Annotated in this window: 20 protein-coding genes, 1 tRNA gene, 1 other RNA gene, 1 pseudogene and 1 CRISPR repeat array; of the genes and pseudogenes, 8 read left to right on the top strand and 15 right to left on the bottom strand. The window is 54.8% G+C overall.

The window, feature by feature from the left end; translation table 11 throughout:
* Positions 1 to 132: 132 nt before the first annotated feature.
* On the bottom strand, positions 133 to 1173 hold the full coding sequence (locus tag F5897_RS04085; protein WP_183304577.1) for a proteasome assembly chaperone family protein: 1041 nt from the start codon (positions 1171 to 1173) through the stop codon (positions 133 to 135).
* 243 nt (positions 1174 to 1416) lie between these two features.
* Between F5897_RS04085 and lpdA the strand changes: the two genes are divergently transcribed.
* From lpdA to F5897_RS04105, 4 genes are all read left to right on the top strand, one after another.
* A complete protein-coding gene (lpdA, locus tag F5897_RS04090; RefSeq protein WP_124824116.1) occupies positions 1417 to 2790 on the top strand; it encodes a dihydrolipoyl dehydrogenase in 1374 nt (457 codons plus the stop codon).
* Positions 2791 to 2829: 39 nt separating this feature from the next.
* Positions 2830 to 4212, top strand: a complete 1383-nt coding sequence (sucB, locus tag F5897_RS04095; protein ID WP_183304578.1) for a 2-oxoglutarate dehydrogenase, E2 component, dihydrolipoamide succinyltransferase — start codon at positions 2830 to 2832, stop codon at positions 4210 to 4212.
* Positions 4213 to 4378: 166 nt separating this feature from the next.
* Complete coding sequence (locus F5897_RS04100; protein WP_124824118.1) at positions 4379 to 4861, top strand: hypothetical protein; 483 nt, start codon at positions 4379 to 4381, stop codon at positions 4859 to 4861.
* Between the two features lie 26 nt (positions 4862 to 4887).
* On the top strand, positions 4888 to 5592 hold the full coding sequence (locus F5897_RS04105; protein WP_124824119.1) for a DUF4191 domain-containing protein: 705 nt from the start codon (positions 4888 to 4890) through the stop codon (positions 5590 to 5592).
* A gap of 104 nt (positions 5593 to 5696) precedes the next feature.
* On the opposite strand, the gene F5897_RS04110 is transcribed toward F5897_RS04105, so the two are convergent.
* Positions 5697 to 6125: an RDD family protein gene (locus F5897_RS04110; protein ID WP_183304579.1), complete on the bottom strand. Its 429-nt coding sequence runs from the start codon at positions 6123 to 6125 to the stop codon at positions 5697 to 5699.
* A gap of 172 nt (positions 6126 to 6297) precedes the next feature.
* Here F5897_RS04110 and glnA point away from each other — a divergent pair, with 172 nt between their 5' ends.
* Positions 6298 to 7725: a type I glutamate--ammonia ligase gene (gene glnA, locus F5897_RS04115; protein ID WP_124824121.1), complete on the top strand. Its 1428-nt coding sequence runs from the start codon at positions 6298 to 6300 to the stop codon at positions 7723 to 7725.
* A 121-nt stretch (positions 7726 to 7846) separates the two neighbouring features.
* On the opposite strand, the gene F5897_RS04120 is transcribed toward glnA, so the two are convergent.
* From F5897_RS04120 to F5897_RS04145, 6 genes are all read right to left on the bottom strand, one after another.
* Complete coding sequence (locus F5897_RS04120; RefSeq protein WP_183304580.1) at positions 7847 to 10861, bottom strand: bifunctional [glutamine synthetase] adenylyltransferase/[glutamine synthetase]-adenylyl-L-tyrosine phosphorylase; 3015 nt, start codon at positions 10859 to 10861, stop codon at positions 7847 to 7849.
* A 6-nt stretch (positions 10862 to 10867) separates the two neighbouring features.
* The gene (locus F5897_RS04125) at positions 10868 to 12199 is read right to left on the bottom strand and encodes a glutamine synthetase family protein (protein WP_124824123.1); all 1332 of its coding nucleotides are present in this window, start codon (positions 12197 to 12199) and stop codon (positions 10868 to 10870) included.
* Positions 12200 to 12409, bottom strand: a complete 210-nt coding sequence (locus tag F5897_RS04130) for an SPOR domain-containing protein (RefSeq protein WP_183304581.1) — start codon at positions 12407 to 12409, stop codon at positions 12200 to 12202.
* Between the two features lie 64 nt (positions 12410 to 12473).
* Positions 12474 to 12823: RNase P RNA component class A (gene rnpB / locus F5897_RS04135), an RNA gene on the bottom strand.
* A 115-nt stretch (positions 12824 to 12938) separates the two neighbouring features.
* The gene (locus F5897_RS04140) at positions 12939 to 13670 is read right to left on the bottom strand and encodes a zinc ribbon domain-containing protein (protein WP_124824124.1); all 732 of its coding nucleotides are present in this window, start codon (positions 13668 to 13670) and stop codon (positions 12939 to 12941) included.
* Positions 13667 to 14491 (bottom strand): Nif3-like dinuclear metal center hexameric protein, encoded by an 825-nt coding sequence (locus F5897_RS04145; protein ID WP_124824125.1) that lies wholly within the window; start codon positions 14489 to 14491, stop codon positions 13667 to 13669. The genes F5897_RS04140 and F5897_RS04145 overlap by 4 nt, the downstream gene beginning before the upstream one ends.
* Before the next feature lie 124 nt (positions 14492 to 14615).
* Between F5897_RS04145 and F5897_RS04150 the strand changes: the two genes are divergently transcribed.
* Both F5897_RS04150 and F5897_RS04155 read left to right on the top strand, forming a co-directional pair.
* On the top strand, positions 14616 to 16040 hold the full coding sequence (locus F5897_RS04150) for a glyceraldehyde-3-phosphate dehydrogenase (RefSeq protein ID WP_183304582.1): 1425 nt from the start codon (positions 14616 to 14618) through the stop codon (positions 16038 to 16040).
* 67 nt (positions 16041 to 16107) lie between these two features.
* Positions 16108 to 16959, top strand: coding sequence for a universal stress protein (locus F5897_RS04155; protein WP_183304583.1), 852 nt, complete (start codon positions 16108 to 16110; stop codon positions 16957 to 16959).
* Positions 16960 to 17080: 121 nt separating this feature from the next.
* Here F5897_RS04155 and F5897_RS04160 read toward each other — a convergent pair whose 3' ends face one another.
* Positions 17081 to 17485, bottom strand: a complete 405-nt coding sequence (locus F5897_RS04160; protein ID WP_124824128.1) for a DUF3054 domain-containing protein — start codon at positions 17483 to 17485, stop codon at positions 17081 to 17083.
* A gap of 32 nt (positions 17486 to 17517) precedes the next feature.
* Entirely contained in the window at positions 17518 to 18339 is an 822-nt protein-coding gene (locus F5897_RS04165) for an inositol monophosphatase family protein (protein WP_183304584.1), read from the bottom strand.
* A 161-nt stretch (positions 18340 to 18500) separates the two neighbouring features.
* Between F5897_RS04165 and F5897_RS04170 the strand changes: the two genes are divergently transcribed.
* Positions 18501 to 18573: transfer RNA gene (locus F5897_RS04170), tRNA-Lys, on the top strand.
* A gap of 308 nt (positions 18574 to 18881) precedes the next feature.
* Positions 18882 to 20581: direct repeats of the CRISPR family, unit length 36 nt; unit sequence GCTGAGATTGAGACTCAGAAACTTTAGATAAGCTTT.
* A gap of 50 nt (positions 20582 to 20631) precedes the next feature.
* On the opposite strand, the gene cas2 is transcribed toward F5897_RS04170, so the two are convergent.
* The 5 genes and pseudogenes from cas2 to F5897_RS04195 form a co-directional block, all read right to left on the bottom strand.
* Positions 20632 to 20952: a CRISPR-associated endonuclease Cas2 gene (gene cas2 / locus F5897_RS04175; protein WP_124824130.1), complete on the bottom strand. Its 321-nt coding sequence runs from the start codon at positions 20950 to 20952 to the stop codon at positions 20632 to 20634.
* Entirely contained in the window at positions 20942 to 21844 is a 903-nt protein-coding gene (gene cas1, locus F5897_RS04180) for a type II CRISPR-associated endonuclease Cas1 (protein ID WP_183304585.1), read from the bottom strand. Before cas1 ends, cas2 begins: the two co-directional genes overlap by 11 nt.
* Positions 21845 to 21847: 3 nt before the next feature.
* Complete coding sequence (locus F5897_RS04185) at positions 21848 to 23869, bottom strand: HNH endonuclease (RefSeq protein ID WP_425485651.1); 2022 nt, start codon at positions 23867 to 23869, stop codon at positions 21848 to 21850.
* Positions 23852 to 25236: pseudogene (locus tag F5897_RS04190) on the bottom strand (hypothetical protein); the annotation flags it as partial. The pseudogene F5897_RS04190 and the gene F5897_RS04185, both read right to left, overlap by 18 nt.
* A 161-nt stretch (positions 25237 to 25397) precedes the next feature.
* The gene (locus F5897_RS04195; RefSeq protein WP_233574302.1) at positions 25398 to 26927 is read right to left on the bottom strand and encodes an amino acid permease; all 1530 of its coding nucleotides are present in this window, start codon (positions 26925 to 26927) and stop codon (positions 25398 to 25400) included.
* Positions 26928 to 26977 lie beyond the last annotated feature (50 nt).

Genomic DNA, 26977 nt, shown 5'->3' on the forward strand with positions numbered 1-26977 from the left:
GCAGCCTTTCTAATAAAAGTGATTAACGGGATAAAGCCCGTGTCAAGTTCACAGGAAATTGCACGGGATACCGTTAGTAATTATAATTCACATTCGATGATAATTTGGTAAAAGGCTGTGAGTTTCTAGATTTTAGCTTTCGGAGTTATTAGGGTTTGGGGTATCATCTCGCTTTGCTTGCTCCCCCGCCGACTTGTCTGCCTGCTGCGATTGATCCGCCTCGCCCAGATTAGCTGCGTTGAATTTCGGATCATTGCCACTGCTTTCTAAAAATTGCGTAAACTCCGCTGCGAGCTGTTCTGCTGATGGAATGGTTTGCTCGTCGGTCTCACTTGGCTCAGGCTGCAGTGTAGTTTCATCACGATTTGCGCTGTGCTGCTGCATGAATGCGTCATAGCGGGCTTCGAGGCGGGCAATCATCTCTTGATGATCTGTGGCACCTGCGACCTGCTCTGCAATCTCCTCATTAAAGGCTTGATCACTGGCGAGCAAGTCTTCGGTGCTGATAATCAAATCTGTGATGCGGGAAACCAGGGAGATTGCAGCTAGTGCAGCACCTGGATAGGTGCTACTGGTGAGATACTGTGGCAGCAGAAGGGTGCAGCCAATCACGTCAGCCTCTGCCTGTGACAGGCGATACTCCAGCACATGGCCGAGATTTGCAGCAATTGGGGTCACTGGTTGCCAATCGGAGTTTGCAGTGATGAATTCTTGTAGCGTGCCGCTTAAGGTTTTGGTGATTGGTCTGGTGTGAGGCACCGGCATTGGCAGCGAATGCATGCAGACAGTCAGCCGCACGCGCAGCGTCTCAATCAGCAGCAGCAGTGCGGTTATGAAGCTATCCCACTTGTAATCAGGCTCAAAACCGCTGAGCAGCAAAAAATTATTGCCGATAGAGTCGGTGCACAGATGCAGTGCTAGCTCGGGTGGCTCGTAGCTGACAATGCGATCCACCTTGAACAGCATTTCTGGGCGGCGGGCGCGATAGTCAAGCAGCAAATCTGGCTCAAAGTGCAGCAGTCGTCGCGGCTCGGTGTGCACAAGGAGATGGTGCTCGACCATTTCAAACATGTCGCAGACGTCTGTCGTTGGGCGCAGCAGCACGATCAGCGGTAGTCCCTTCGGGACCGCAGTCAAATCTGTTATATCTAGCCGGAAGAGGGCTTCACTCATGCTTCAATTTTACGGTGTTGGTGGCCATGAAGCGTTAATTTAGCTGAGAGCTTAGTGAGGTGGATCGACCCAGCAAAAGTTATCCACAGGTCTTAAATATTTTTGCACCGCAGGTAAATAATTCGGTATACAAGATATAGTTCTAAAATCCAAGTTTTCATATGTTAAAGGGTGTATTATTTTTTGTTAACGGCCGCGCACAATGCGGCTGCGCAAAATCACTCGCACACGAGGGAGAATCTGTTGGCAGATCAGCAGTTTGATGTAGTAGTTCTAGGCGGCGGCAGCGCCGGCTATGCAACCGCAATTCGTGCAACACAACTGGGCATGAAAGCGGCTGTGATTGAAAAAGATAAGCTCGGTGGTACTTGCTTGCACCGCGGCTGTGTCCCGACTAAAGCGCTTCTGCACGCTGCAGAAGTTGCGGATACAGTGCGGGAAGCAAATAGCATCGGTATTGAGGCTTTGCTTACCGGGCTTAATATTGAGGCGGTATCAAAGTATCGCAAAGACATTGTGAGCTCTAAACACAAGGGTTTGCAGGGCCTGCTGAAGGCGGTCGGTGTCACCGTCATCGAGGGCGAAGGTAAGCTGATTGCGCCAAACCAGGTTGCTGTGGGTGGCGATACTGTTACCGGCAAGCATGTGGTGCTTGCAACCGGTTCTTACTCCCGCACTCTGCCGGGGTTGGAAATCACCGGTCGTGTGATTACCAGTGAGCAAGCTCTTGAACTTGATGATGTGCCTGAGGAGGTAATCATCCTTGGTGGCGGCGTAATCGGCGTGGAGTTTGCCAGCGTGTGGCGCTCATTCGGTGCCGAGGTCACCATCATTGAAGGCCTCCCACACCTGGTTCCAAACGAAGAAGAATCAATTTCAAAGCAGCTTGAGCGTGCGTTCAAGAAACGCGGCATCGGCTACAAGCTGGGTGTGCGTTTCCAGAGCGTGACGCAAGATGCTGACAGCGTCACTGTGACTCTAGAAGACGGCACCAGCCTCAGCGCCGATTACCTCCTGGTGGCAGTTGGTCGTGGCCCAGCAACTGACGGTATTGGGCTCGATGAAGTTGGTGTTGCCCGTGATCGTGGCTTCGTGACGACCAACGAGCGCCTGCAGACAAACGTGCCCGGCGTGTGGGCGGTTGGTGATATCGTGCCCGGTTTGCAGCTGGCGCACCGCGGTTACCAGCAGGGCATTTTTGTTGCGGAAGAGATTGCTGGCCTACAGCCGCAGCTGGTTGCGGACGTTAATATTCCAAAGGTGACGTACTGCGACCCTGAGATTGCTTCAGTTGGTTTGACAGAGGCAAAGGCAAAAGAGCAGCTGGGTGCAGACAAGGTAACCAGCTACGAGTACAACCTGGCCGGCAACGCGAAGAGCTCAATTCTGGGCACTGCTGGATCTGTGAAGGTTGTGCGCGAGGTAGATGGCCCTGTGTTGGGCGTGCATATGATTGGCGCGCGAGTTGGGGAGCTTGTGGGCGAAGCGCAGCTTATTGTGAACTGGGATGCATACCCAGAAGATGTAGCGCCGTTTATTCACGGTCACCCTACTCAGAACGAAACAATTGGCGAGGCGATGCTGAAGCTTGCCGGAAAGCCTCTGCACGGTATTTAAGCCTGCAGTAACAATTCACACGAACGGAGAAATATAGAAATGAGTCAGGAAGTAGTTCTTCCGGCCCTTGGTGAAAGCGTTACTGAGGGCACAGTCACGCAGTGGCTGAAAAAGGTTGGTGACACCGTTGCTATTGATGAGCCATTACTGGAGGTTTCAACCGACAAGGTCGACACTGAGGTGCCATCACCGGTAGCTGGTGTGCTGCTGGAGATTTTGGTTGCAGAAGACGAAACCGTTGAGGTTGGTGCAGTTTTGGCGCGGGTTGGTGACGCTGCGGCAGCTGATGCTGCTCCTGCCGCTGCTAGCGAAGAGCCTGCTGCTGAAACAGTTGCACAACCTGTTGCTGAGCCGGAGCCGCAACCTGCTGCCGAAGAAGAAAAAATTATTCGCCCGAGTCTGAAACCAGCTGCACCAGCTGGACCAGCCGCACCATCTGCGCAGCCTAGTGCTGCGCCGGCTGCTGTGGTTAGCTCCGCAGCTGCTCCTGCACAGAGCTTTGCAGCGGTTCCTGCGTCGCAGCCTGGTGGGTATGTAACCCCAATCGTGCGTAAGCTTGCGCAAGTGCTGAACGTTGATTTGAGCACTGTTGTGGGCACCGGTATCGGCGGTCGCATCCGTAAAGAAGACGTGCGTGCCGCAGCGGTTAGTGCTCCTGCTCCTGCAGCAGCTGCAGCACCAAGTGCAAGTGTTTACACTGTTTCTGAGTTGCGCGGCACCACCCAACCAATGAGTCGGCTGCGTAAGGTTGTGGCGGAACGCGCTGTTGCTTCAATGCAGCAGACAGCACAGCTGACAACCGTGGTGAAGGTTGACGTTACAAAGATTGCACAGCTGCGTGCCGCTAAGAAAGATGAGTTCTTGGCTAAAACTGGCAATAAGCTGTCATTCATGCCGTTCTTTGCGGTGACAGCTGTTGAAGCGCTGCAGACCTACCCAATTATCAACGCAACCGTTGACGGTGAGAATATCGTCTACCCAGCAACTGAGAATATCAGCATCGCAGTTGACACTGAACGCGGTCTGTTGACCCCGGTTGTGCGTGACGCGGCAGGTAAGAACATTGCCAAATTTGCGGCCGAAATTGCTGATTTGGCGGCCCGTACTCGCAACAATCAGCTGAAGCCAGACGAGCTCGCCGGCGGAACTTTCACCCTTACCAATACCGGCTCACGCGGTGCTCTTTTCGACACCCCGCTGGTATTCTTGCCACAGTCTGCAATCTTAGGCACTGGCGCTGTTGTGAAAGAGCCAGGTGTGGTTAGCACTCCGGAAGGTGATGTAATCGGCGTGCGTTCATATGTTTATCTCGCCCTGTCATATGATCACCGCATTATTGATGGCGCAGACGCAGCCCGGTTCCTCACCCAGGTTAAGAACCGTCTCGAAGAGGGTAACTTCCTGCCTGACCTCGGTATTTAAAATCTGCACAAATACTAAAAGCGGAGAGCGTTACGCTCTCCGCTTTTAGTATTTGTGAACATTACTGCGTTTAATTATTGGCAAACGGCGCACTGTGGAAAGCAGCTTTTCAACATAATCTTGGCGATTGTGATTGTTACGTCCGAGACTGCTCCAGAATTACAGTATGCTCAGTAAGAAATATCACTGTACAACGGCAGAATTGGCCTGGCTTTGCGTTGCGCTGATCACCCACCTAGCGGAGACTGTGACGCCGGGTGCACAGCAGGAAAAAGTACCAGGCGTGGCCTGTTTGGGCGCTCGGCAGCTTCGCCGATTACCGCAGTTATTTGTCGAACCTGCCACGGCGCAACACGGCAGTGAGGTACTATCGCGAATGCTGCAATCGCAGCAGACAGGCAGGCTGTTTCGTCACAAACATGACAAATTGTGTGAGCTTTACGGCATCAGCGAAAAAAATTTGTTAACTTTTTTTAAGCGTAGCGGTTGTAGGCAATTTATGCTTTTGGGAGACGCGTTTGTGGCGGCTGTTTCCTGTGTCATGCAGCAGCAGTATGGGCTTAATTTCACTCCGCAGCAAATTTTGATTTCGGAGATCAAGAGCAGAGTGACACCGCGGCAGCCAAAACACTTGCAGCACAAAAAATAAGCTCAAAACCCGCTATTCTTATATGTATGGCTAAAGAGAAGGTACAACGCGAACCGGGTCGTATCAAGCAGATGATCCAGGTTTATAAAACAACCAAGATGCACGATAAGTCGCTGCCTTGGGTGATGCTGCTTGGCTTCATCGCACCTATTGTGGTGGCGGTTTTGCTTGCTGCGCTGTTGCCGGGTGGTAGTGTCGCCGCTTGGATTCTCTGGTCAGTCACAGGTGTGCTTGTCGGTATTTTGATTGCTGTTATCCTGTTGGGTCGTCGCGCCGAGCGGATGGCCTACGCGCAGATCGAGGGGCGGCAGGGAGCGGTCGGCGCGGTGTTGGCCAGCGGTCTACGGCGCAGCTGGCGCGGATCAGAAACTCCGATTGCTATCAACGCCCGTGGTAAAGACGCAATCTATCGTGCAGTTGGACGCGGGGGCATTGCCCTTGTCGGGGAGGGTAACTATGAGCGTCTGCAGCGTCTGATGACACAGGAGGAAGCAAAAGTCAAGCGAATCCTGCCAAACGTGCAGGTTACCCAAGTGTATGTTGGGCAGGAGCATCCAGAGCAGATTTCGCTCGCAGCGGTGCCTAAAACTCTCTATAAAATTAAAGGCAATCTCAACCGCAATGAGGTGCAGGTTGTGCACCAGCGGCTAGCCTCCTTGCAGGCGCAGCCACTCGGCATCCCGAAGGGTATTGATCCGATGCGAATTCGCCGTCAGGGACGTCCACGCTAAGCGTAACCTCGCGGTACAAAACCTCTATTGGTGTAGTGCGTAGAGTGTGAAAAAGACAGGCGGCATGCCTGTCTTTTTCACACTTATACATCTAGGGAAATGAGCTAGATCTTGATTAGTACACTTCCCGGAATTTTATCGTGGAAAGCGCGCTGATCGGAATCCCACACCAGCGCTGGAACCACTAAGCACAGCAGTGCCGTGCGCACTAGCGGACGCCAGATGCCGATCCACCCCCCTGTCAATGATGCAACACGCATTCTAAACAGCAAATGCCCTACTGAGCCGCCCATGGTTGCGATAAACGCCACTTGCATCACCGCGAAAACCGCAAGATTGACAAGGGCGACAAACTGCGGTTCCACCGGGAATAGCCTTGCAATTAGCAGCGCCAGCGCCCAGTCAACCGCGAGGGCGGCGAGACGGCGACCGATGCGCGCGACGGAGTATGGTCCGGACTCTGCTAAACCGAGCCGCTCCCCGGGATATGCGCTGGGAGCTAGCTCGCCAAACTTCTGTGGGTTATTAGACATATCTCTATTTTAAGCGCGCTGTAGGCAGAGCCTTCAGGGCACGCCTGCCAGTTACAGCGTGGGTAACAAATTTTATAAAATAAGACACGCTTACTGAGATAGCGCCGTCAGAGTACTAAAATGTGATTAGAGCTGCGTTTGGCAGCCGCCGCACATAACTCTAAGGAGCAAAATGTTTAAGACCCCGGCAGAAATGCAGGAGTACATCAAAGCAAACGATGTGAAGTTTATTGATATCCGTTTTGTGGATCTCCCGGGCGTTCAACAGCACTTTAACCTCCCAGCGGCTGCGATTGACGATGATTTCTTCGTCAACGGGCAAATGTTTGATGGGTCTTCTATTCGCGGTTTCGTGGGTATCGCTGACTCAGATATGCAGCTGATTCCTGACGTCACAACCTGCTATATCGACCAGTTCCGCACCGAAAAAACTCTGATCATTCTCTGCGATATTTACAATCCTCGCACGGGTGAAATTTTTCATAAGGATCCACGGCAAGTCGCAAAAAAAGCAGAGCAGTACCTGGTCAGCACCGGCATCGCAGACACCGCTTTCTTTGCTCCGGAGGCTGAGTTTTACATTTTTGACTCGGTTAAAGTGCGCAACACCCCGCATGCTGTTGGTTACGAAATTGATGGCGAAGAAGCTGCCTGGAATGGTTATGCTGATGAGCTAGACGGCCGTAACTTGGGTCACAAAACCCCTGTTAAAGGCGGCTATTTCCCGGTTTCTCCTGTTGATAAGCAGGCGGATCTGCGGGACGAGATTTCCCTGCGCCTGATGGACGCTGGGCTGCAGGTGGAACGCTCACACCACGAGGTTGGAGCTCCCGGGCAGGCAGAAATTAACTACCGCTTCGACACCATGGTTACCGCGGCAGACGACGTGCTGAAGTTTAAGTACATTGTCAAAAACACCTGCGAGCTATGGGGCAAAACCGCGACTTTCATGCCAAAACCGCTCGCCGGTGATAACGGCTCTGGGATGCACACCCACATGTCGCTGTGGAAGAACGGCGAGCCACTGTTCTACGACGAGAACGGTTATGCTGGGCTGAGCGACACCGCCCGCTGGTTTATCGGCGGTATTTTGCATCACGCCCCCGCTGTTTTGGCTTTCACCAACCCAACTATTAATAGCTACCGTCGCCTGGTTAAGGGTTACGAAGCTCCTGTGAACCTTGCCTACTCCGCAGGCAACCGCTCTGCTGCGGTGCGGATCCCGCTGACCGGCTCCAACCCGAAAGCCAAGCGTATTGAGTTCCGCGCTCCTGATGCTTCAGGCAACCCTTACCTTGGTTTCGCGGCACAGCTCATGGCTGGCCTTGACGGTATCCGTAATCGGATTGAACCGCTTGCTCCAATCGATAAAGACCTGTACGAGCTGCCACCAGAGGAAGCAAAAAACATTCCGCAGGTGCCAGGATCGCTGGAGGAAGCTCTGGTTGCGCTGGAAAACGACAAAGACTTCTTGCTCGCCGGTGGGGTTTTCACCGAGGAGCTGATTGAGTCTTGGATTACACTGAAGCGGGAGACTGAGATTGCTCCGTTTGCGCTGCTTCCGCACCCGCTAGAGTTCGAACTGTACTACTCAGTTTAATCTGGTCTACTTGGTTTAACCACGCTGCGCAGTGTCGAAATGGCACTGCGAAGCTGCTATATCCGGCCCTGCGCGACGGCAAAACCGCGGGGTGTGGCAGCTTAGAACCGTGCCGCGCGGCTTAGAAAGCGGTTGTTTCGTCGTAGAACAGCTCTTCGAAGATGCGCCGGGATTTGCGGGCAGCCGCAAACCACTCGGCCTCGAGCTCGGTGGTCGTATCAGCTTTACGTCCGAGGATCCGCCCAATGCCATCAAGGTCATCGCGATCAGCGGGTAACACGTCACTGTTGCGGCCAGACCACAGTTTTTGGGCCGATCTCAGTTGGCTCGCGAGGATCCATGAGTGCGCCAGGGTTGCTTCTGCGAGGGCAGAAATTATTTGCCGCTGACGCAGCTTTGCCAAGGCGGTTAGAGTTTGCTGGGTTTTTAGCTCGGGAACACTGTGAGCGTGCTGCAACTGTAGCAGTTGCACCAGCCACTCGGTGTCGCTAACGCCGCCGGGGCCCAGCTTCAGGTGGCGCTGGGGCTGCACTCCCTGCGGTAGCCGTTCAGATTCCATGCGCGCCTTTAACAGCCGCACCTCGCGCTGCTGCTGCGCGGTGAAACTTGACGGGTAACGCACCGCGTCTGCCAGCTGCATAAACTCGGCTCCTAAAACAGTATCACCCGCGATAAATCGCGCCCGTAGGAGTGCTTGTGCCTCCCAGGTGAGCGACCATTTTTCATAGTAAGCACGATACCCCTCAAGCGTGCGCACAAGCGCCCCATTTTTTCCTTCGGGGCGCAGATCGAAATCAAGTTCGACACCAGAAAATGGGTCAACGGCCAGTTGCCGCAGCTGGGTTATAGTGTGGATCGCGATGCGACTAGCGTCTGTAATATCTGCTGGCGCACGATAGACAGCAAGCAAATCGAGATCTGAGGCGAAACCGAGTTCCCCACCCCCAAAGCGCCCCATCGCGATGAGCGCAAAATCAAGCTGCGCTGTCCTCTCATCACGCTTTTGGATTTCTTGCAGCAGCACTTCCAGCAGCGCGGTGTGCGCCGCATCTAGCCCGCGGGCAACCGCCGCGGCATCATTAACGCCGCTGAGTTGTCCCAGCGCCAGCCGTAGTACCTCACGTTTGTGAATCTGCCGGAGTGCGGTGGCGGCTGCGGCGAGAGTGTCGCGACGCGACGCAACCGCGGCCATCTCCCCCTGCAGATGGGTGTACTCAGCCGGTTGCAGCTTATGATTCTCTTCTAACCAGGCCACGGCTTCTGGCAGCTGCTCCAGCAGTTCGGCGGCGTAACGAGAGCCGCTGAGCACCCGCATTAGGCGCTCGGCGGCCTCTGCTCCGTCGCGTAGCAACCGCAAATACCATGGGTTTGCGCCGTTAGCCTCACTAATACGTCGGAAAGCTAATAGCCCGCCGTCAGGATCCGCCCCATCTGCTAGCCACTGAATGAAAACCGGCAGCAGTGTGCGCTGAATCTGGGCGCTGCGCCGGGAGCCGGCTGTTAGTGCCTTTAGATGCCGTAGCGCACCCGCAGGGTCTTTGAAGCCGATACTGCGCAGCCGATCAGCAGCAGCGTCATTAGTGAGAGTCAGCTCGTTTAGCGGCAGTGCAGCCACCGCGCTGAGTAGCGGCGCGTAAAAAATTTTCAGGTGGAGACTACGCACGCGGCGTTTAATGTGTTCCCACGCGCCGGTGAGATCTTGCGCGCTGCGGTAGCCAGTACTGCGAGCCAACACCCGCAGGTCTTCTTCATCGCGCGGCATTAGTGCGGTGCGTCGCAAATCGCGTAGCTGTAGCCGATGTTCAAAAAGTCGCAGTGTGACGTATGCCTCGGCGAGTTCTTCCGCGTCGGTGCGCGCGATATAGCCGTGGTCACTGAGTGCCTGTAATGCGGGCAAGGTCGCTGCAGTGCGCAGCGAGAGATCGTGAGCACCGTGCACAAGTTGTAAGAGTTGCACGCTGAACTCGATGTCACGCAGCCCGCCGGGGCCCAGCTTAATCTGATGCTCCACGTCAGCCGGATCCAGGTGTTCGGTGACTCGCTCCCGCATGCGCTGCACGTTACCGACAAAATCCGGACGGTTGCGGCTGTCCCAAACTGCCGGGGTAATAGCCGCAATAAACTCCGCCCCGAGCGCCAAATCACCGGCCGCTGCCCGGGCCTTGAGCAGCGCTTGAAACTCCCAGGTTTCTGCCCACCGCTGATAGTAGCTGAGATACGACTGCAGGGTGCGCACCAGCGGCCCGTTCTTGCCTTCGGGTCGGAGGTTCGGGTCAATCTCCCACAGCGGCGGCTCCGCGGCAGGATCGTGGATCGCGCGCATAGTTTCGCTAGCGAGCCGGGTTGCTGCGCGCAGCAGGCGGTCACCGTCAAGCCCGGGGTCGCGGTGTGATTCGTCGGCTGCTGCTGTGACCGGCCTGGTGATGAAAAGCACATCAACATCTGACACCACATTCAATTCCTGTGCGCCGCATTTACCCATCGCGATAATTGCCAGCGGCACCTGTGCGGCATCCGCTGCTGGCACCGGCAATCCCGGGCTGAGCCCGGCCACCAGCGTGGTGCGCGCCACCGCCAGGGCCGCTTCGAGCGCGGCATCGGCGAGTGCTGCGAGAGCTGCAGCAACCTGCTCTAGGTGCTTAGGGGTGCGTTGCTGTGACACAGCGGTGGCTAAATCCCACAGCATCAGTGCGGCCAGCTGCTCGCGGTAAGCAACTCGTAACTGCACCCATCCGGGCTGCGCTACGGTGTATTTGCCGTCAGTAGCGCGAACCGCGTCAAGCAGTGCCTCACGATATTGTGCAGGGGTGTGGATCGCGCCACCCGCTTGCAGCAGTGGCCCGAGTTTTGCGGGGTGACGCTGATAAAATTCCGTGAGCGCAGCGCTGGCGCCGCTCAGCAGCGCGAAGTTGCGCCACTGCTCCGCAGTCAACGCTGTGGCGATTTCGGGATGCTGCTGTGCGAGAAGCAGCGAAGCGTCCAGCGCGCTATCCGGGTCGGCTGCGACAGCTAATATCTCGAGTAATGCGGGGGCGTCTCCCCCGGTAGCAGCGGCGAGCTTAAGCAGGTTGGCTTTGGCTGCGCTGAGGTCGGTGAAACCAGCGCGTGCCAGGGTGCCAAGTTTAAGCTCCGTCATGCAGGGTCACAGTCGATCGAGATTTTGCTCAAGCTCCCACGGGGTAATCTGACGGCGATACTCCGCAGTTTCCCGTTGCTTGTCACGGATGAAATTAGAAAACGCCTGCTCCCCTAGGGTTTCCGCCACCAGGTCAGATTTTTGCATCACGTGCAGTGCCTCATCAAGGCTCCCAGGCAGTGGATCAAACCCCATCGCGCGGCGCTCATTGTGGCTCATAGCCCACACGTTTTCTTCCGCTTCAGGTGGGAGTTCATACTCATCTTCGATGCCTCGCAGCCCCGCGGCTAACAGCACAGCGTAAGCGAGATACGGGTTGGCAGCCGCGTCAAGGCCGCGGTACTCGATGCGGGCTGATCCTCCCTTACCCGGTTTGTACATCGGCACACGCACAAGCGCGGACTGATTTAGATGGCCCCATGACACGTACGACGGTGCTTCGTCGCCGCCCCACAGCCGTTTATAGCTGTTTACATACTGGTTGGTAACGGCAGCGATTTCGCGGGCGTGATGCAAGATGCCGGCGGTGAAGCGCCGCGCAGTAACTGAGAGCTGGTATTTCGCAGCGGGATCGAAGAAAGCGTTTTCGTCGCCCTCGAACAGTGAAAAATGGGTGTGCATGCCGCTGCCGGGTGCTGCGCTGAACGGTTTCGGCATGAAGGTTGCGCGGATGCCCTGTGCGATAGCAACCTCTTTAACCACGGTGCGCAGCGTCATGACGCTGTCTGCCATGGTCAGTGCGTCGGCGTAGCGCAAATCGATTTCGTTTTGGCCTGGGCCGCCCTCGTGGTGGCTGAACTCCACCGCGATACCGAGGTCTTCGAGCATGCTGACGCTGGCGCGGCGAAAATCGTGTGACACGCCACCGGGAACATTGTCAAAATAGCCGGCCTTGTCAACAGGCACAGGTGTGCCGTCGGCGGTGTGCTGCAACAGATAAAACTCGATTTCAGGGTGGGCGTAGAAGGTGAAACCTTTTTGTGCGGCTTTGTCGAGCTGGCGCTTCAGCACTTGGCGAGGATCAGACACCGCGGGTTCCCCGTTCGGGGTGAATAGGTTACAGAACATTCGAGCGGTGGGTTCCATATCGCCCCGCCATGGCAGCATCTGGAACGTTGAAGCGTCAGGAATCGCAATGATGTCTGACTCATAGGCGCGGGTTGCGCCCTCGATTGCGCTGCCGTCAAAGCCGATACCTTCGCTGAAGGCACTTTCCACTTCGGTTGGTGAAAGTGCCACCGACTTCAGGTTGCCTGCGATGTCAGTGAACCACAGACGCACAAACTTAACGCCACGCTCCTCAATGGTGCGCAGCACATAGTCACGCTGTTTAGACAATTAATCTTCCCACTCGTCTGCGGCTTTGTCTTCTGCTTCCCATGCTGCGGCGCGCGCGGCAAGTGTCTGCGGTGCGGCTGCTGCTTCAGCTGCGGTCGCAAACGGCCCAACACGATCTACTGCAGGCGAGAGCCGCCCATGCTCGACTTTACGAGTTTTGGTGTTGTACCAGTATTGTTCTGCATCTTCGATGATGTTTTCAGTGCTCATTATTGAACCTTTCCGCAGAGTTTGCTTTATCTAATTCTAGCAATCTGCGCGTCGCACTGATAGTGGAATGGGCCGACTGATACGCCGGGTTCTGTGCGATTTGCATCGTGACGGCCATCTATCTCGGCGCGCAGTTACCTGCGTGCTCTAGCAACCTACCCGCAGACTCAGCGGGGCGCGTCGTTGTCTGCTGCATGGTCTTGCTCCGAACGAGGTTTACCTAGCCGCTTATGTCACCATAAACGCTGGTGGTCTCTTACACCACCCTTTCACCCTTACCAGTTGCCTGGCGGTTTACTTTCTGTTGCACTTGCTCGCGGGTTACCCCGGGTGGGCGTTACCCACCGTTCTCCCCTGTGGAGCCCGGACGTTCCTCGGCGCGGTTTTCCGCGACGCGACCGTCTTGTCGACCCATTCCAAATCAAGTCTAGCTAAAAACTGCTGCGTTGCGCTGCGGCACGCTCGCTGGGCTACTTACGGGACGCTATGCTGCCGCGCTGCGGGTGCACGCATGGAGCTGTGATAGAGGCTAGCTTGCCTCGGCACGCACCAGAATCGCGCCGGTCAGCGAGCAGTAATACAGCTCATCGCTGTCGAGCGACTTCACAACCGCAATCTCCCCCGGTGTCAGGTGCATGCCGCTGGCCCCAGACACGTTATTGGTGAGCTCCGCTGCCCCGATACCACCGCGGCTGCGCACCGCGTCATACTCCGCGAGTAGCTCACCAATGATTGGTGCCGCCAGGAGCTTGCGTTCTTTAGTTAGCTGTGCCAAGTCCTGCTCGGTCTGCTGCAGACGGGCAGCGATTTCGGCCAGCAGCTCCTGCTCTTTCGCAGTAATTTCTTGCAGCTCTGCCGCCGCTGCCTGCAGTTTTTTCTCCGCTTCCTCAATAGTTTCCATTACTACAAGCTGTTGGGTTTCTAGCTTGTCGCGGCGCATGGCCAGCTGTTGCAGCTCGCTGGTTACCTGTTGGGCCAGTTTCGAGTCGGTTGCCTGCGCTAGCAGATTTTCATCGTGCTTAGTGCGCTTGGCAACGGTGTCTAAATCATCGGTCAGACGCGACATTTCGCGCTGCTGTGCTTCAAGCTCACGCTGCGCCAGCAGCTGTGCTTGGCGCAGTGGTTGGGCGGTGCGCCTGAGGGCCGCGACCTCGGGTTGCGGTTGTTGCAGCTCGTGCGCGACCCGCTGCAGGTGGGCGATGCGGTGATCCACCGCCGCCAACGGCAGAAGTAACTGTTGCTGTGCTGCGCTTGCCCTCATTTTGACGCTCCTTGTTTGTGCGCGGAAAAAATCCACGGATCACTTTTAATATCGCAGACTACAAATTCTACCCCCGGCAGCGCCGCACTGAGTTGTTGCGCCGCAACTTCCAGCCACAGTGACTCTGCGGCCCAGTGTGCGACATCCACGAGGGCGATGTCCGGATTGTTTTCACGAAACTCCTGCGCTGGATGGTGCCGCAAATCGCTCGTTAAATACACATCAGACTGCAGCACCAGCTCGTTCGAGAGCAGACTGTCACCAGCTCCCCCGCACAGCGCGATGTGCTCTACTTTTTGCTGTGGATCACCCGCTACCCGCAACCCGCTCACCGTGTCTGGAAAAATTGCGGCGGCGCGATCCACAAATTCTTGTAATGATAGTGGATCAGCCAGTCTGCCCCGCCGTCCGATGCCGTGGCTGCTGTCATGCTCCGCTGGAACGAGCGGCTGCAGCTCCTGCAAGCCGAGTCTAGTAGCGATGATGTCACTGACCCCGTCAGGCACAATATCGGCGTTGGTGTGGGCGCTGTAAAGGGCCATCCCAGAGCGAATCAGTTCGGTGATTACGCGACCTTTGTAATCGGTTGCGGCAACACTGTGCACAGCCTGCAACAGCAGCGGATGGTGTGTCAACAACATTTGTGCGCCGAGTTGTTGCGCTGCGGCGCAGTTTGCCAGGCTGGCATCGAGTGCGAGGGCGACTTTACGCACCGGGGCGTGTGGCTCGCCGACGCTGAGCCCGACCCGATCCCACTGCTCGGCAGTGTGCTCCGGCCACAGGCTGCGGCAGCTGTTAATTACGTCTTGCACCGTGGTCATGTTTATGAGCCTAGCCTATTATCGGCTTTTCTCAGTGGAAATTTCGGTAATCCGTGGAATACTTATAAGTGACATCTCGGCGGGCAGGCCGTCTCCACTCACTGAAGCGAGGAAAACTCACAAAATGAGCAATACACAAGACCACCTGACAACCTGGAATCAGAAAGTAGCGCTGGCTGAAGAGCTGGTGCCGGTGATTGGCCGGCTGCACCGCGACAACGACGTAGTGTTGTCAGTACACGGTCGCACCCTGGTTGGTAAGAGCCCGATCGATATCATCCGCGCACACAAGCACTCTCGGCACATTGACGAGCAGGAGCTGTCACTCGCGGCAACCAGCGAAATTATCAACACCCTCGCCAAGCTACAGCCTGCTGCAGCAGCTATTGACGTGGCCCAGCTGCAAAACAAGTTTGCCGCTGCCGGCGGCGAGCTGGAGGCGTTCCTGCAGGGCGAGCTGGCGGGGCTGTCAGCTGCCGCGCCTGCCGGCACCGATGTGGTGCTGTACGGCTTCGGCCGTATCGGCCGGCTGTTGGCCCGTATTCTGATTGACCACACCGGCAGCGGTAACGGTCTGAACCTGCGCGCTATTGTGGTGCGTCAGGGTGCCGCAAACGATCTTGAGAAGCGCGCAAATCTGCTGCGTCGTGACTCTGTGCACGGTCCGTTCAACGGCAGCATCGAGCTTGACCGCGACAATAACGTAATTATCGCAAACGGCGTGCGAATTCAGGTTATCTACTCTAATGATCCTGCGACTGTCGATTACACCGCTTACGGCATTGACAACGCGATTGTGGTTGACAATACCGGTCGCTGGCGCGACGAGGCAGGGCTGTCACAGCACCTGCAGTCAAAGGGTGTAGCGCGTGTGCTACTGACCGCTCCGGGTAAGGGCGCGCTGAAGAATGTGGTTTACGGCATCAACCACGCCACCATCACCGCTGACGACAAGATTGTGTCTGCTGCTTCTTGCACAACCAATGCGATTACTCCGGTGCTGAAGGTGCTGAATGACGAATTTGGGGTTGCTCACGGCCACGTTGAAACCGTGCACAGTTACACCAATGACCAGAACCTCATCGACAACTTCCACAAGGGCGATCGTCGCGGCCGCGGCGCAGCGCTGAACATGGTTATCACCGAGACCGGCGCAGCTAGCGCGGTTGCGAAGGCGCTGCCAGAGTTCGCCGGGAAGCTCACCGGCAACGCGATTCGCGTTCCGACCCCGAATGTTTCGCTCGCGATTCTTAACCTGCAACTGGAGAAAGAAACCACTGTCGAGGAGCTCAACGACTTGCTGCGCAACGTCTCACTGACCGGTGAGCTGCAGGCGCAGATTGACTACGTAGAGTCTCCGGAGATTGTATCTAGTGACTTCGTGGGTGCCAGCCGTGCGGGCGTGGTTGACGGTCTTGCGACTAAGGCAACTGGCAAAACCGCAGTGGTTTACGTTTGGTACGACAACGAGTACGGCTACAGCCGCCAGGTTGTGCGCGTCATCGCCGAGATGGCGGGCATTAAGCCTGAGCGTTTGCCAGCTAAATAATTGATGCTAATGGGCGGCTGAGATGTGGAGCTTCCATGTCTCAGCCGTCTGCTTATAGGAGGATAAAATGTCTCAAAAGATTGTAGTTGGTGTTGACGGCACCGCTGAGGGTCGTGCCGCGCTGCGCTGGGCTTTGGCTTGGGCGCAGAATAACAAGGCTGAGGTGCAGCTGGTTAATGTGACGGACGACAGCATGCTGGTTGTGACACCAGATTTTAAGGCTGCCGCGCTGGAAGCTTCTGAGGCACTTTTGCGTGAAGAACTTGCTTACGCGAAAGAGCAGGACGCTGCCGCAACCATCACTGCGCTGGCGATTGTCGGACATCCGATCGATGAGCTAGAGAAGGTGTCACACACCGCTGCGCTGCTGGTGCTTGGTGGGCATCACGGGCACCGTTTCGCGGGGGCTGTTTTCGGTACCCGCGGTGTGAAAATTGCCGCGGTTTCGCAGTGCCCAGTGGTGATTGTGCCGCCAGAGTTTACGGTGGCGGATCCTGCTCGCGTGGTTGTTGGTGTTGACGGTTCGAAGGCTGCCCGTAACGCGGTTGCGACCGCAGCGCGGGTTGCTGCCGGCAGTGGTGCTATTTTGCACACGGTTTACGCGTGGATGCCACCTACCGCCCCGGGGTTGCAGCATCTGTGGAGCTCTGAGTTTGTGCAGCAGCAGGAGGACGAGGCAAAAGAGGCTCTGGCGGTTGGCACCGCAGGGCTGGCGGCCGACTACCCAGATTTGCAGATCACGCAAGAGATTGTGCAGCAGCCGCCGGTGCAGGCGCTGATCGAGAGCGCTAAAGATGCCCAGCTGTTGGTTGTAGGTAACCGCGGGCGTGGCAATATTGCGCGACTGCTGCTGGGTTCTGTTAGCCACGGGGTGCTGCAGGCTCTGCCGTGCCCGGTGATGGTGGTCCACCAAAAGTAGTCGCTTGAGCTTGTTACTTTGTGAGCTTTGCGGCTCGTGCGTCTTGGCTCGTTAGTATGGCGATAGCGCAGCAGTCGGTCAGTGTTTGCTGGCCGGCTGCTTGCTTTTGCTGGTGCTGCTGTTATGCGCTGCGCGGTGCTTTATTGAGAGTGCGGATGGCCGCAGCAATTGCCCGCCACCCCACTAAAAAGATGCCGACAACACCCAGTGAGACGAGGAAGAAGGGCAGTGAAAATTCGGTGCCTTGCAGCAGCATACGCAGCAGCTGTCCGCCGCCAACAGTGATGAGCCACAGCAGTAGCCCTTTCACTAGGCTCTGCGGGGCGCGCCACATGGCTGTGATGATCCACCCCACGGCAGCCGCTAGTAGAAACGGTAGTGCGGTTTCAAAAACGCCTGTGATGCTGAGGGGCAGCCCGTGGCTGTTGCGGCCGGTGAACGCGAAAATAATTAGCAGTGCGAAATCGATTACGGCGGCAACCGCGACGGTTGAGGTTGCGGTTTTAGCGGTGTGTGGTTGCGGCATGTCTTGCTCCTTTAAGATCTGCTGTTTCACGGTTAGGCTACTCCCCTCACCGCTGCTAAGAATTGCTCGTGCAGTAGCCCGTTGCTCGCCATGCTGCTGCCAGACCAAGCGCTTGGGTTACCGTCTAGGTCACTGAACTTGCCGCCAGCTTCGTTAACGATTGGGATAATTGCAGCAACATCGTATGACTTGATGTCAAACTCCCCCACCAGATCAAGCAAACCTTCTGCCAGTGCCATATATGACCACGCGTCGCCGTACGCGCGGTCACGCCACACCTGCCGCCGCAGGCTTAGCAGGCTGTCAAGTTTGCCGGCCTCTTCCCACTGCTGGATGCTTTGGAAGCTGAGCGACGCGTCGGCAAGCTCGCTGACGGCGGAGACGTGGATCCGCTGTGGTTGAGTGATGCCGACCTGTTTGTAAGCGCCGTGCCCCGCTAATGCCCACCAGGTGGTGTCAAGCGCAGGCATTGCACACACCCCAAGCTGTGCTTCCCCGTCGATTTCAAGCGCGATAAGGGTAGCCCAGTTCGGCACACCACGCAAGAAGTTGGCGGTGCCGTCGATTGGATCGAGGATCCACCGCCGCACCCCGGCTGTCGTGGCTGCGGCATCTCCCCCTGTTTCTTCGCCGAAGAAGACATCTGCGGGGCGATGCTTTTCGATGTGTGCGCGGATCGCCGCCTCAACGGCTTTGTCAGCATCGGTGACGTAGGTGCGGTCAGGTTTGGTTGTGACCTTGAGGTCTGCTGCTTTAAAGCGCGGCAGTGAAATCTTATTGGCGATGGTTGCAAGTTCGAGCGCGAAGTCGAGATCTGCGGGGGTCGCGGAGAGGGTTTTTGCGGTGGAAGACATATTTTAAGTATATGCTTGTCGCGAAGGTGTGGTGTGGATGTTTAGCAGCCTGCGGAAAGTTCGATTTGGTGACTCAAAAGGCGTGACACACAGTGTTTTTCGCGGAATTTGACATTGCAGCAAAACTTCTTTAGTATTTAATCTGTTGTTAAAAACAACATGCGCCTCTAGCTCAATTGGCAGAGCAACAGACTCTTAATCTGTGGGTTCGGGGTTCGATCCCCCGGGGGCGTACAAATTGAATAGCTAAAACCCTTGAATTTCTGCGGAAGTTCAAGGGTTTTGTGTTGATTGCTTGGTGCTGTGCCGAGCCCTGCTTGCTACCTGTCTCCGCACGCTGAGTTTTGTAGCGGAGGTTTTACGTTTGTACCATGCCGATTTGAGCGCGCGGTAGTGCTGGTGATGCTGTCAAGTTGTATCCACTCGGCTAAATTGCCGTGTATTAGAGCTCTAAACCCGCGACCTTCTCTTTACGAGGTCGCGGTATGGAAGAGCAGAAACTGCGAACATGCTTGAACTCCGAACCTACAGATTAAGAGTCTATCGGGATAGAGACTCAGGAACTTTAGATAAGCTTTAACCAGCCTTCCAGCCCGTCACGCAGCAGCTGAGATTGAGACTCAGAAACTTTAGATAAGCTTTAATCCTTTGATTATGCGCCTTCTCTAACGCTGAGATTGAGACTCAGAAACTTTAGATAAGCTTTTAGAACGCACCAATCGCAAACTCTGGCGGCTGAGATTGAGACTCAGAAACTTTAGATAAGCTTTAAAGCATTAACGGCAGCGGTTTTCAGCGGCTGAGATTGAGACTCAGAAACTTTAGATAAGCTTTCTGGTCATTGCTTTACCCCCGGCACAATGCTGAGATTGAGACTCAGAAACTTTAGATAAGCTTTAGGCTTCTCCGACTGCAAAGACCGCAACGCTGAGATTGAGACTCAGAAACTTTAGATAAGCTTTAAAAAACAAGCGAAAAAGCAACAACAGAGCTGAGATTGAGACTCAGAAACTTTAGATAAGCTTTGCCTTTAGTAGGTTCACCCACGCACTGTGCTGAGATTGAGACTCAGAAACTTTAGATAAGCTTTACCAGCGGCAGCTTCGCAGCTGCCTCCTGCTGAGATTGAGACTCAGAAACTTTAGATAAGCTTTTGGAATACCCCGGCACCGTTTACATGTAGCTGAGATTGAGACTCAGAAACTTTAGATAAGCTTTCTAGTGCTGTTGCTCCAGTCTTGTGAGCGCTGAGATTGAGACTCAGAAACTTTAGATAAGCTTTACCGGTCTGCGCGGTGAAGTAGGCGATAGCTGAGATTGAGACTCAGAAACTTTAGATAAGCTTTAGCTTGCTTTAAACACGGCGATGCGGGCGCTGAGATTGAGACTCAGAAACTTTAGATAAGCTTTGCAGCCCTGGGACACACAGACTCATGTCGCTGAGATTGAGACTCAGAAACTTTAGATAAGCTTTCAGTCAATGACTGCTTGTACCGCTACCGGCTGAGATTGAGACTCAGAAACTTTAGATAAGCTTTGCGCCGGCTATGCAACCGCAATTCGTGCGCTGAGATTGAGACTCAGAAACTTTAGATAAGCTTTTACCGGCGCTCAGGTCCAGGAGTGGTTGGCTGAGATTGAGACTCAGAAACTTTAGATAAGCTTTACGGTCTTCTGTACCCCGGTCCAGGCGGGCTGAGATTGAGACTCAGAAACTTTAGATAAGCTTTGCGCATTAATCGTTAACTGATCAATCGCGCTGAGATTGAGACTCAGAAACTTTAGATAAGCTTTGGCACAAGAGTAGACAAACTACTGATCCGCTGAGATTGAGACTCAGAAACTTTAGATAAGCTTTTGCATCGCCATCTCGTTAATCTGCCACTGCTGAGATTGAGACTCAGAAACTTTAGATAAGCTTTATCTACGGTCAGATATTTGCCTTGACGAGCTGAGATTGAGACTCAGAAACTTTAGATAAGCTTTTGTACTGTAACGGGGTTGCGAGCGTGTGGCTGAGATTGAGACTCAGAAACTTTAGATAAGCTTTACTGTTTGTCGCAAACCATTACGATGTAGCTGAGATTGAGACTCAGAAACTTTAGATAAGCTTTGTTCAGAATCGGAATAGTTGGCGGACCCGCTGAGATTGAGACTCAGAAACTTTAGATAAGCTTTAATCGGCACCTAGCTTCTCACGGCGCTCGCTGAGATTGAGACTCAGAAACTTTAGATAAGCTTTTGTTTCTGAGAAAAATGCCCGATTAGGGTCATTTTTTGCACCCAAATACGTTAGAAAAAAGCTAGCTGAGTGGGTGTTTCTTCGGGAGTTTCCTCTGTTGCGTTGGAAAAACAGATGGTTGCTGCCCATTGCCTATCAGTGACATGCATGATTCTGACATGTCCCTGCGGTGGCACCCCTGCCTTAATTTCTTTCACCGTGCTATCTGGCAAAGGCCCGGAGATGCAGTACTTCTGGTAAACCGAATACTGCATCTGGCAGAACCCCAAATCGAGAATCAGGTTTCTGAACTTAGTATAGTTCCGACGCTGAGTTTTGGTTTGCGTCGGTAAATCAAACATCACAACTGCCCACATCGGATCACTCGGCATATTCTCTTCTCCAAACCGGAGGGTTAATAAAATCAATCTGCTTCTCGACATACAGTGCATAATGCTGTGCAAAATCACGAAAAACAGATGGGACGGTTAAACCATCAGCAGCAAATTTTCGCTGCGCGATGGCAACCAATTCTGCACGTACCTTAGGTTTAGCGATGTCTTTATCGGATAACGCAAAAACACCAGCGTCGACAGCGGGACGAAACGGTTCAATGAGATCGTCAACCAGTGCAAAATTGTTCGCTCGGTTGCGGTGGAAAACCCCAAGTGCCGGAGTTAAACCCGCGGCTAATACCGCCTGGATTCCAAAACCACGCAGCACCGTGTAAGCATAGTTTAAGCAAGCATTAGTGTCATCAAGATTCAACCTAGGAGTGCGCTTAAAATACCCGGGACCGGAAATCGCATCCCAGTAAATACGTGCAGCCTGCGCTTCTAAATTCGCTGGGTCGCCTGACCTCACAGCACCAGCAAGCTCTGTGAGCAGTTTATGCTCACGACTACCATTTACCTGCAACACAGCAGCCTGACCCAAAATTTTAGCCTTAACGATTCTCCCCCAGGCGTTCTTAGCCCGGGGCACTGTTAAAGTCGCTTGTGCGCGAGCCCTTGCACCTACTCGACCGTGTTCACTCCACGAATAAATGCCTCCTTCAGGCACTCCTTTCCAATCACAGATTAAAACCGAGATGTCCTGTTGCATTAAGCGATGCAAAGCCGCTGCAGAAACAGTCACCTGCATCCCAAGCAAAAGCACCGCAACATCAGCCAGTGGCAAATTAGTGACGCTGCCGTCAGCTTTGCAGATATTCACCGAACCGCGGGCAGTGCGAATACTGCCATTCAGGGTGGAACAATCAACAACCCGCCACTTCAGAGACATAACTCATGCTTTCAATTGCACCGTTGTTGGCAGCGAATTTGAGGCAGCATCACCGTAGCGTTTTTCACCGAGAGCATTGCGGTGTATAACCTCCACGGTTTGCTGCAGCAATACATTCAATGATATTTGCAGTCCCTTCACTCCTAGAATGCGGCACACTGCTTGATTATTTGCGAGTAAAGCGTTGTTTTGATTCTCGAGTCCTTCCGCTGACAATTGTCGAGGTTTGATTGTGATGCGGGCGGTATCGTAAAAGCCAGTAATTGTCCAAGTATTCGTCTCGGGCAAAATGGTTAAGAAGTCTTTTAAGGCACCACTACCCGACTCAAAAGCGCTGCTGTCGAAAGCCAGCTCGGTGCCCGATACAATCCAGGTGAGATACTCTGCTGTGCCAGCCAAAACCTGCTCACGCACCTTCGCCTGGGCTGTCCGCAAACTGATTGATTCCGGCGGCAGCGGCACTGTAAACAGGTCTTCGCTGCTGTGACGCAGCAGGTCCTGCATAAACACCCGCACCATACCATACTCGGGTTTACCGCCTGGCTTTTTTGGTGCCAGTCGATACAGCCGTGCGTGGTGGATTGTGCTGCCAATCTCAGCCCACCCCTCACGTACCGCAATCGCGGCAATCGACTTAGGGAAAATGTTAATCACATCTGGTGCGCTAAACCACCGATTTTTGACGCGAATCTCACGCTGCAGATTTTCCGGCAAACCGGTTTTAGCATCAAAATCGGGCAGTCGGGTCAGCGCCAACCACAGTTGCGGAGTGCTCGCGCGATCAATCTCCTCAACGCTCCAAGCATCCCCTAAACGTTTCGGCGTGCTGCCTTTCGGGCAGAACGGGCGCACCGTGTCATCGTGTGCTTTGCTGTTGCCCAGCCCCAAGCGCAAATTCTGGGTTACCGGAACATTATCTGCTTGCAGTGCTTCGTTGAAAAGGCCTAGCAAGACTTCCATGTGCTGCCGCCACACGGCATAAATTTTTTGGGCGGCGTGATCCGCACCATCAAATTGTTTCCAATTGCCAGTGTGACGCTGACTGAGATTCTCTGCCTGCCGCATATTAGAGCGGATCGCCAGTGTTTGTGCGACACTCGGGCGTAGCAGTGCCACAATTGCGGCATCCATCGCGTGATGGCGGCGATCAAGCCGGGTTTTTGCTTTGCCGCCGATTAGCTCCACCTTGCCCTCAAAGCCTGTCGCGCGGCGGGCATCTGCAGTTATCGACCCTGCGTATGTGCCGACGGTAATCTCTTGCTTAGAGCGGAAATGATATTTAATACGTGCAGCCAGCTCGCGTGCCATCCATGCGACAGAGGCTATAGAGCGAGAATCAATGGCCTCGTCTGGAGTGCGTTTTTTGAGCCGCAACAACACTTCCTGTTTGAAACGTTTAAGCTCACGACCGTCAAAGTTGTCGTAAGGTGTGAGGTTCCGGACCCGTTCAGCTACAGCAGCGTAGCTGACATTGGGGCGGCCAGTATCTTCTGCCCAGACCGCAAAAGGTCGGTTAGATTTATCTTTGTTGCACTCTTTACAAGCGGCAGCAAGATTAACGCGGGTGTTTGTTGATTCCGGCCCCTTGCGCGGCACTATGTGATCCATTTCTGCCGTGAAGAAATCAATAAACGTGCCACAGTAAAGGCAGCAATTGCGTTGCCGCGCGAGAGCCAGCCAGCGCGTGACAGAGCTGCTTGAGCCGCCCGGCTGCACACCAATCCGCGCCTCCATCTCGGCAACAATCTTTTCGTTGAGCTCTGCCCGCTGCTTTAACTCCTTCAGGTACTCCCGGGTTTTCGCCTCTGACGCGAACGCGGTGCGCACGTGCTCAATATTAATGGTTGCCGGGGTGCCCCAGCGGCGCTCCGCAGCAAGCAGCCAGCGGTTTACTATTTTCAAAACCCGATCTACCGCGGGGTTGCCAACCGGCTCACCAATCGGATCAGCTGGCGGCCGCCAATCGCGCTCAACATTAAAAAGTGTCTGCCGCGCGGTGAACAGATCGCAGCCTGTTGCAAGCATTTGCGCGGTTAGTTTTTCTAGTGAATCTACAGAGTAAGCGGCGCGACCAGCCGGGAGACTAATCGACTCCAGTTTTTGCAGCTCGTCATCATCACATGCCTCCAAAAACTCAGTCACCGCTTCAGCACCGATAGCTTCCTGCGGCAGCTGTTCTGAGTTAGCAAGCTGGCTCACCATCGCGGCACGTTGTAGCTCATCTGCGTTCGCCCACCAGGTTTTAACGCCTTGTGGTTGGAATTCAAAATGCGCACGCTAGTGATATCGCGCGGCGGTGTTTTGCCGGTGTGTTCCACGTCTGCACCAGCGGATGCCAGACCACCAAGGCTCGCGACGCTGACACCGAGGTGATCGGCAAGTAACTCCCAAGTTGTACCATCTTTCCCGGTTTGCGCCAGCAGAAAATCCGTGGCTTTTTGCAACTCAGCGGCTGACAGCGGCTGCTCGGCGACCCGCAGATTAGCTAAGGTGCTGACAATCTTAAATTTCTGAAAAGCAGGATGCGCTTTCGGTGCCCTGGTGAGTTTTTCTTGCCCCGGCAAGTGATCTTTCCCAGCCCGCTCGGCCGCTTTGCCTTTCGGGCTCTCAGACGCAAAGACACAGGAGATAAGCTCGAACACAAAAGCAGCTGGCAACTGCTGCATGGTAGCAATCTGATGAATCTCGTTAGCGAGATCCTGCTGATGCAGCTTACCGTGTAGGTCACCACCGCGCACGCGATACTGGTTGATAAAAGCTTTTTGTTTTGCAGCCGTTTTATCAGGGTTAGGAATCACCCCGATGGTGTGTGCCAGCTTCGGTACTAGAGCTTCACACACAATCTGTGCTGGAGTTGCACTGTCATCAAACTCATGAAAAGTTACCTTGCTTACCCGCTCCCGCATCGCTTCATAAAATTGGCTGTAGGGCGCCGGCTGCTGCAGCGTTTTAGTGGAGGAATAAGGGTTACGCCAACCGCGATGCCGCGCAATGTGCCGCAGCGCAACGGGTAACAGTAGCAGCAGCTCGGCTTTATCAACCTGCTCGGTTGCCAGGCGTTGGCGCACCTTCCACGGCCAGTACGGGTCGTTATTGCTGTGGTTATCCACCAGCATATAGCCTGCTGACTCTAGCAAAGCATCAAGCTGCGCTAACCGCTTCTTACGGCGCCGCACCCGGTGCCGAGCGCGTCGCGCCACTCCAGCAACAGCAAGCCTGCTGGTGGCACTTTTAGCCTGCTCAGGGTCAACGCCAGAATCGTGAGTGTACACAACCGCGTTAAGAAGTTTTAACGGTGTGCCATCGTCGGCAACCTCAATCGCCGCAAGACCCACAGAATTCAAGCCAACATCAATACCAACTTTGTACTGCAACTGCGCTGCTTTGCTCATAGCAGAATTATAAGGAAACAAAACCGCCACCTGCAATAGCAAGTGGCGGTTAAATTATCTCCGATTGGAGGGACCATTCGACGCCTCTAACACGGAGACGTTTACTGAGATTGAGGATTTAATTATATCCTGTTGTCAGCATCGAATGCAACAGCAGAGTGCTATCCCTCGTCAGGCACCAGCACCGGGGTGTCGCGGTTCAGGCTTTCACCGCGGAAGTACGGTTTAGCGTCTTTGTTAAGAGCCCACAGCCCCATCACTACCAGCCCCAGCGCCAGCGCGCCGATACCGATCACAAAAACACCTCCAATGCCGAAGAACACGGTGTAGCCGTACTCCGGATCAATCATGTCGATTGCGCTCTGCACGAAAGCGTAACCAAGCATCAGGCCACCCAGCGTCGGGAAGATGCCGCGCATCCATAGGTTGCGGGCGCTGTCACGCAGGGTGTCACGGTAGTACCAGACGCAAGCGAAGCACACGATGGTGTAGTACAGGGCAATCGCCAAGCCCATCGAGAGCAGCGAATCGGCAAGAATATCCTGCGACACAATCGACATCACCACATAGTATGCAATCGCCGCGATGCCCATCACCGTGGTCGAGAACCACGGCGTCTTAAACTTCGGGTGCAGGAGCGCAAACTTTGCCGGCAATGCCCGATACACCGCCATTGACAGGGTGCCGCGAGCAGTTGGCAGAATCGTGGTCTGTGTGGAAGAAGCAGCAGACACCATCACCGCCAGAATCAAGAACCAGCCCCATGGGCCGAACAACGCCCCAGAGAGCACACTGAAAACATCGTCGAGGTTTTCTTCTACCGTTAACCCGGTGCCGCTGTCACCCATGCCAGCAAACATCATTGCCGCCACAGTCACCCCCACGTATAGCACGATCAGCACCGCAATGCTCAAAAGTGCGGCGCGGCCCGGCACGGTGCGCGGATTCTTCGTTTCTTCGTTCAGTGCCAGACAGGTGTCCCAACCCCAGTAAATGAACAGGGCCAGCAGCACCGCCTCAATAAAACCGCCATACTCAGTGATCTGGGTGATATCAAACCAAGCCCAGTCAAAAGCGACAGAATCAGGGTTGGATCCGCTCACCGCGTGCACCACAGCCGCAATCGCAAAAGCCACCATGGCGCCAATCTGCACAACCATCAGAATCATCTGCATTTTTTCGCCGATTTGCACCCCGACGGTGGAGATAAACGTCATCAACGCAATAAACACCACCGCGGTTGTGACCACGATTGTGCGGTTGCTGGCAAACTCTTCATTACCAAGTAGCAGCCAGAAGTACTGTCCGGAAATTTCTCCCACGTTCGCCAGCACCATTACGGCAGACACCGCCACGGCCCAGCCGCCGATCCACCCAATAATTGGCCCAAAAGCTTTCGCGCCCCACACGAAAGCGGTGCCGCAGTCGGGCATTTCCCGGTTGAGCTCTTGATACGCGAGAGCCGCAAAAACCATGGGGATGCAAGCCACAATAAACACCACCGGAGCCTGCGCGCCAACCGCCAGAATCACGTAGCCGAGCGTTGCAGCCAGAGAGTACAACGGTGCGGTTGATGCCAGACCGATGACTGTAGAGCCGACAACGCCGAGCGCAGCGCTGTTAAGGCCTTTGCCGACGTGAATATGGCCGGTGTCAGTAGCGTTACTGAGGGTTAGTTTTTGTTTCGCCACTTTACGCTCCTTATGAAACGGATCATCTTTGAACACCATCAGTCTATAAC

Source organism: Canibacter oris, assembly GCF_014197205.1.
Lineage (GTDB): Bacteria > Actinomycetota > Actinomycetes > Actinomycetales > Microbacteriaceae > Canibacter > Canibacter oris.

Excerpts from the sequence above, each read along its gene's own strand:
- F5897_RS04085 (WP_183304577.1), bottom strand. The coding sequence starts at position 1,173 with ATGAGTGAAGCCCTCTTCCGGCTAGATATAACAGATTTGACTGCGGTC.
- sucB (WP_183304578.1), top strand. The coding sequence starts at position 2,830 with ATGAGTCAGGAAGTAGTTCTTCCGGCCCTTGGTGAAAGCGTTACTGAG.
- F5897_RS04100 (WP_124824118.1), top strand. The coding sequence starts at position 4,379 with ATGCTCAGTAAGAAATATCACTGTACAACGGCAGAATTGGCCTGGCTT.
- F5897_RS04105 (WP_124824119.1), top strand. The coding sequence starts at position 4,888 with ATGGCTAAAGAGAAGGTACAACGCGAACCGGGTCGTATCAAGCAGATG.
- F5897_RS04110 (WP_183304579.1), bottom strand. The coding sequence starts at position 6,125 with ATGTCTAATAACCCACAGAAGTTTGGCGAGCTAGCTCCCAGCGCATAT.
- glnA (WP_124824121.1), top strand. The coding sequence starts at position 6,298 with ATGTTTAAGACCCCGGCAGAAATGCAGGAGTACATCAAAGCAAACGAT.
- F5897_RS04120 (WP_183304580.1), bottom strand. The coding sequence starts at position 10,861 with ATGACGGAGCTTAAACTTGGCACCCTGGCACGCGCTGGTTTCACCGAC.
- F5897_RS04130 (WP_183304581.1), bottom strand. The coding sequence starts at position 12,409 with ATGAGCACTGAAAACATCATCGAAGATGCAGAACAATACTGGTACAAC.
- F5897_RS04140 (WP_124824124.1), bottom strand. The coding sequence starts at position 13,670 with ATGAGGGCAAGCGCAGCACAGCAACAGTTACTTCTGCCGTTGGCGGCG.
- F5897_RS04145 (WP_124824125.1), bottom strand. The coding sequence starts at position 14,491 with ATGACCACGGTGCAAGACGTAATTAACAGCTGCCGCAGCCTGTGGCCG.
- F5897_RS04150 (WP_183304582.1), top strand. The coding sequence starts at position 14,616 with ATGAGCAATACACAAGACCACCTGACAACCTGGAATCAGAAAGTAGCG.
- F5897_RS04155 (WP_183304583.1), top strand. The coding sequence starts at position 16,108 with ATGTCTCAAAAGATTGTAGTTGGTGTTGACGGCACCGCTGAGGGTCGT.
- F5897_RS04160 (WP_124824128.1), bottom strand. The coding sequence starts at position 17,485 with ATGCCGCAACCACACACCGCTAAAACCGCAACCTCAACCGTCGCGGTT.
- F5897_RS04165 (WP_183304584.1), bottom strand. The coding sequence starts at position 18,339 with ATGTCTTCCACCGCAAAAACCCTCTCCGCGACCCCCGCAGATCTCGAC.
- cas2 (WP_124824130.1), bottom strand. The coding sequence starts at position 20,952 with ATGCCGAGTGATCCGATGTGGGCAGTTGTGATGTTTGATTTACCGACG.
- cas1 (WP_183304585.1), bottom strand. The coding sequence starts at position 21,844 with ATGTCTCTGAAGTGGCGGGTTGTTGATTGTTCCACCCTGAATGGCAGT.
- F5897_RS04185 (WP_425485651.1), bottom strand. The coding sequence starts at position 23,869 with ATGCTTGCAACAGGCTGCGATCTGTTCACCGCGCGGCAGACACTTTTT.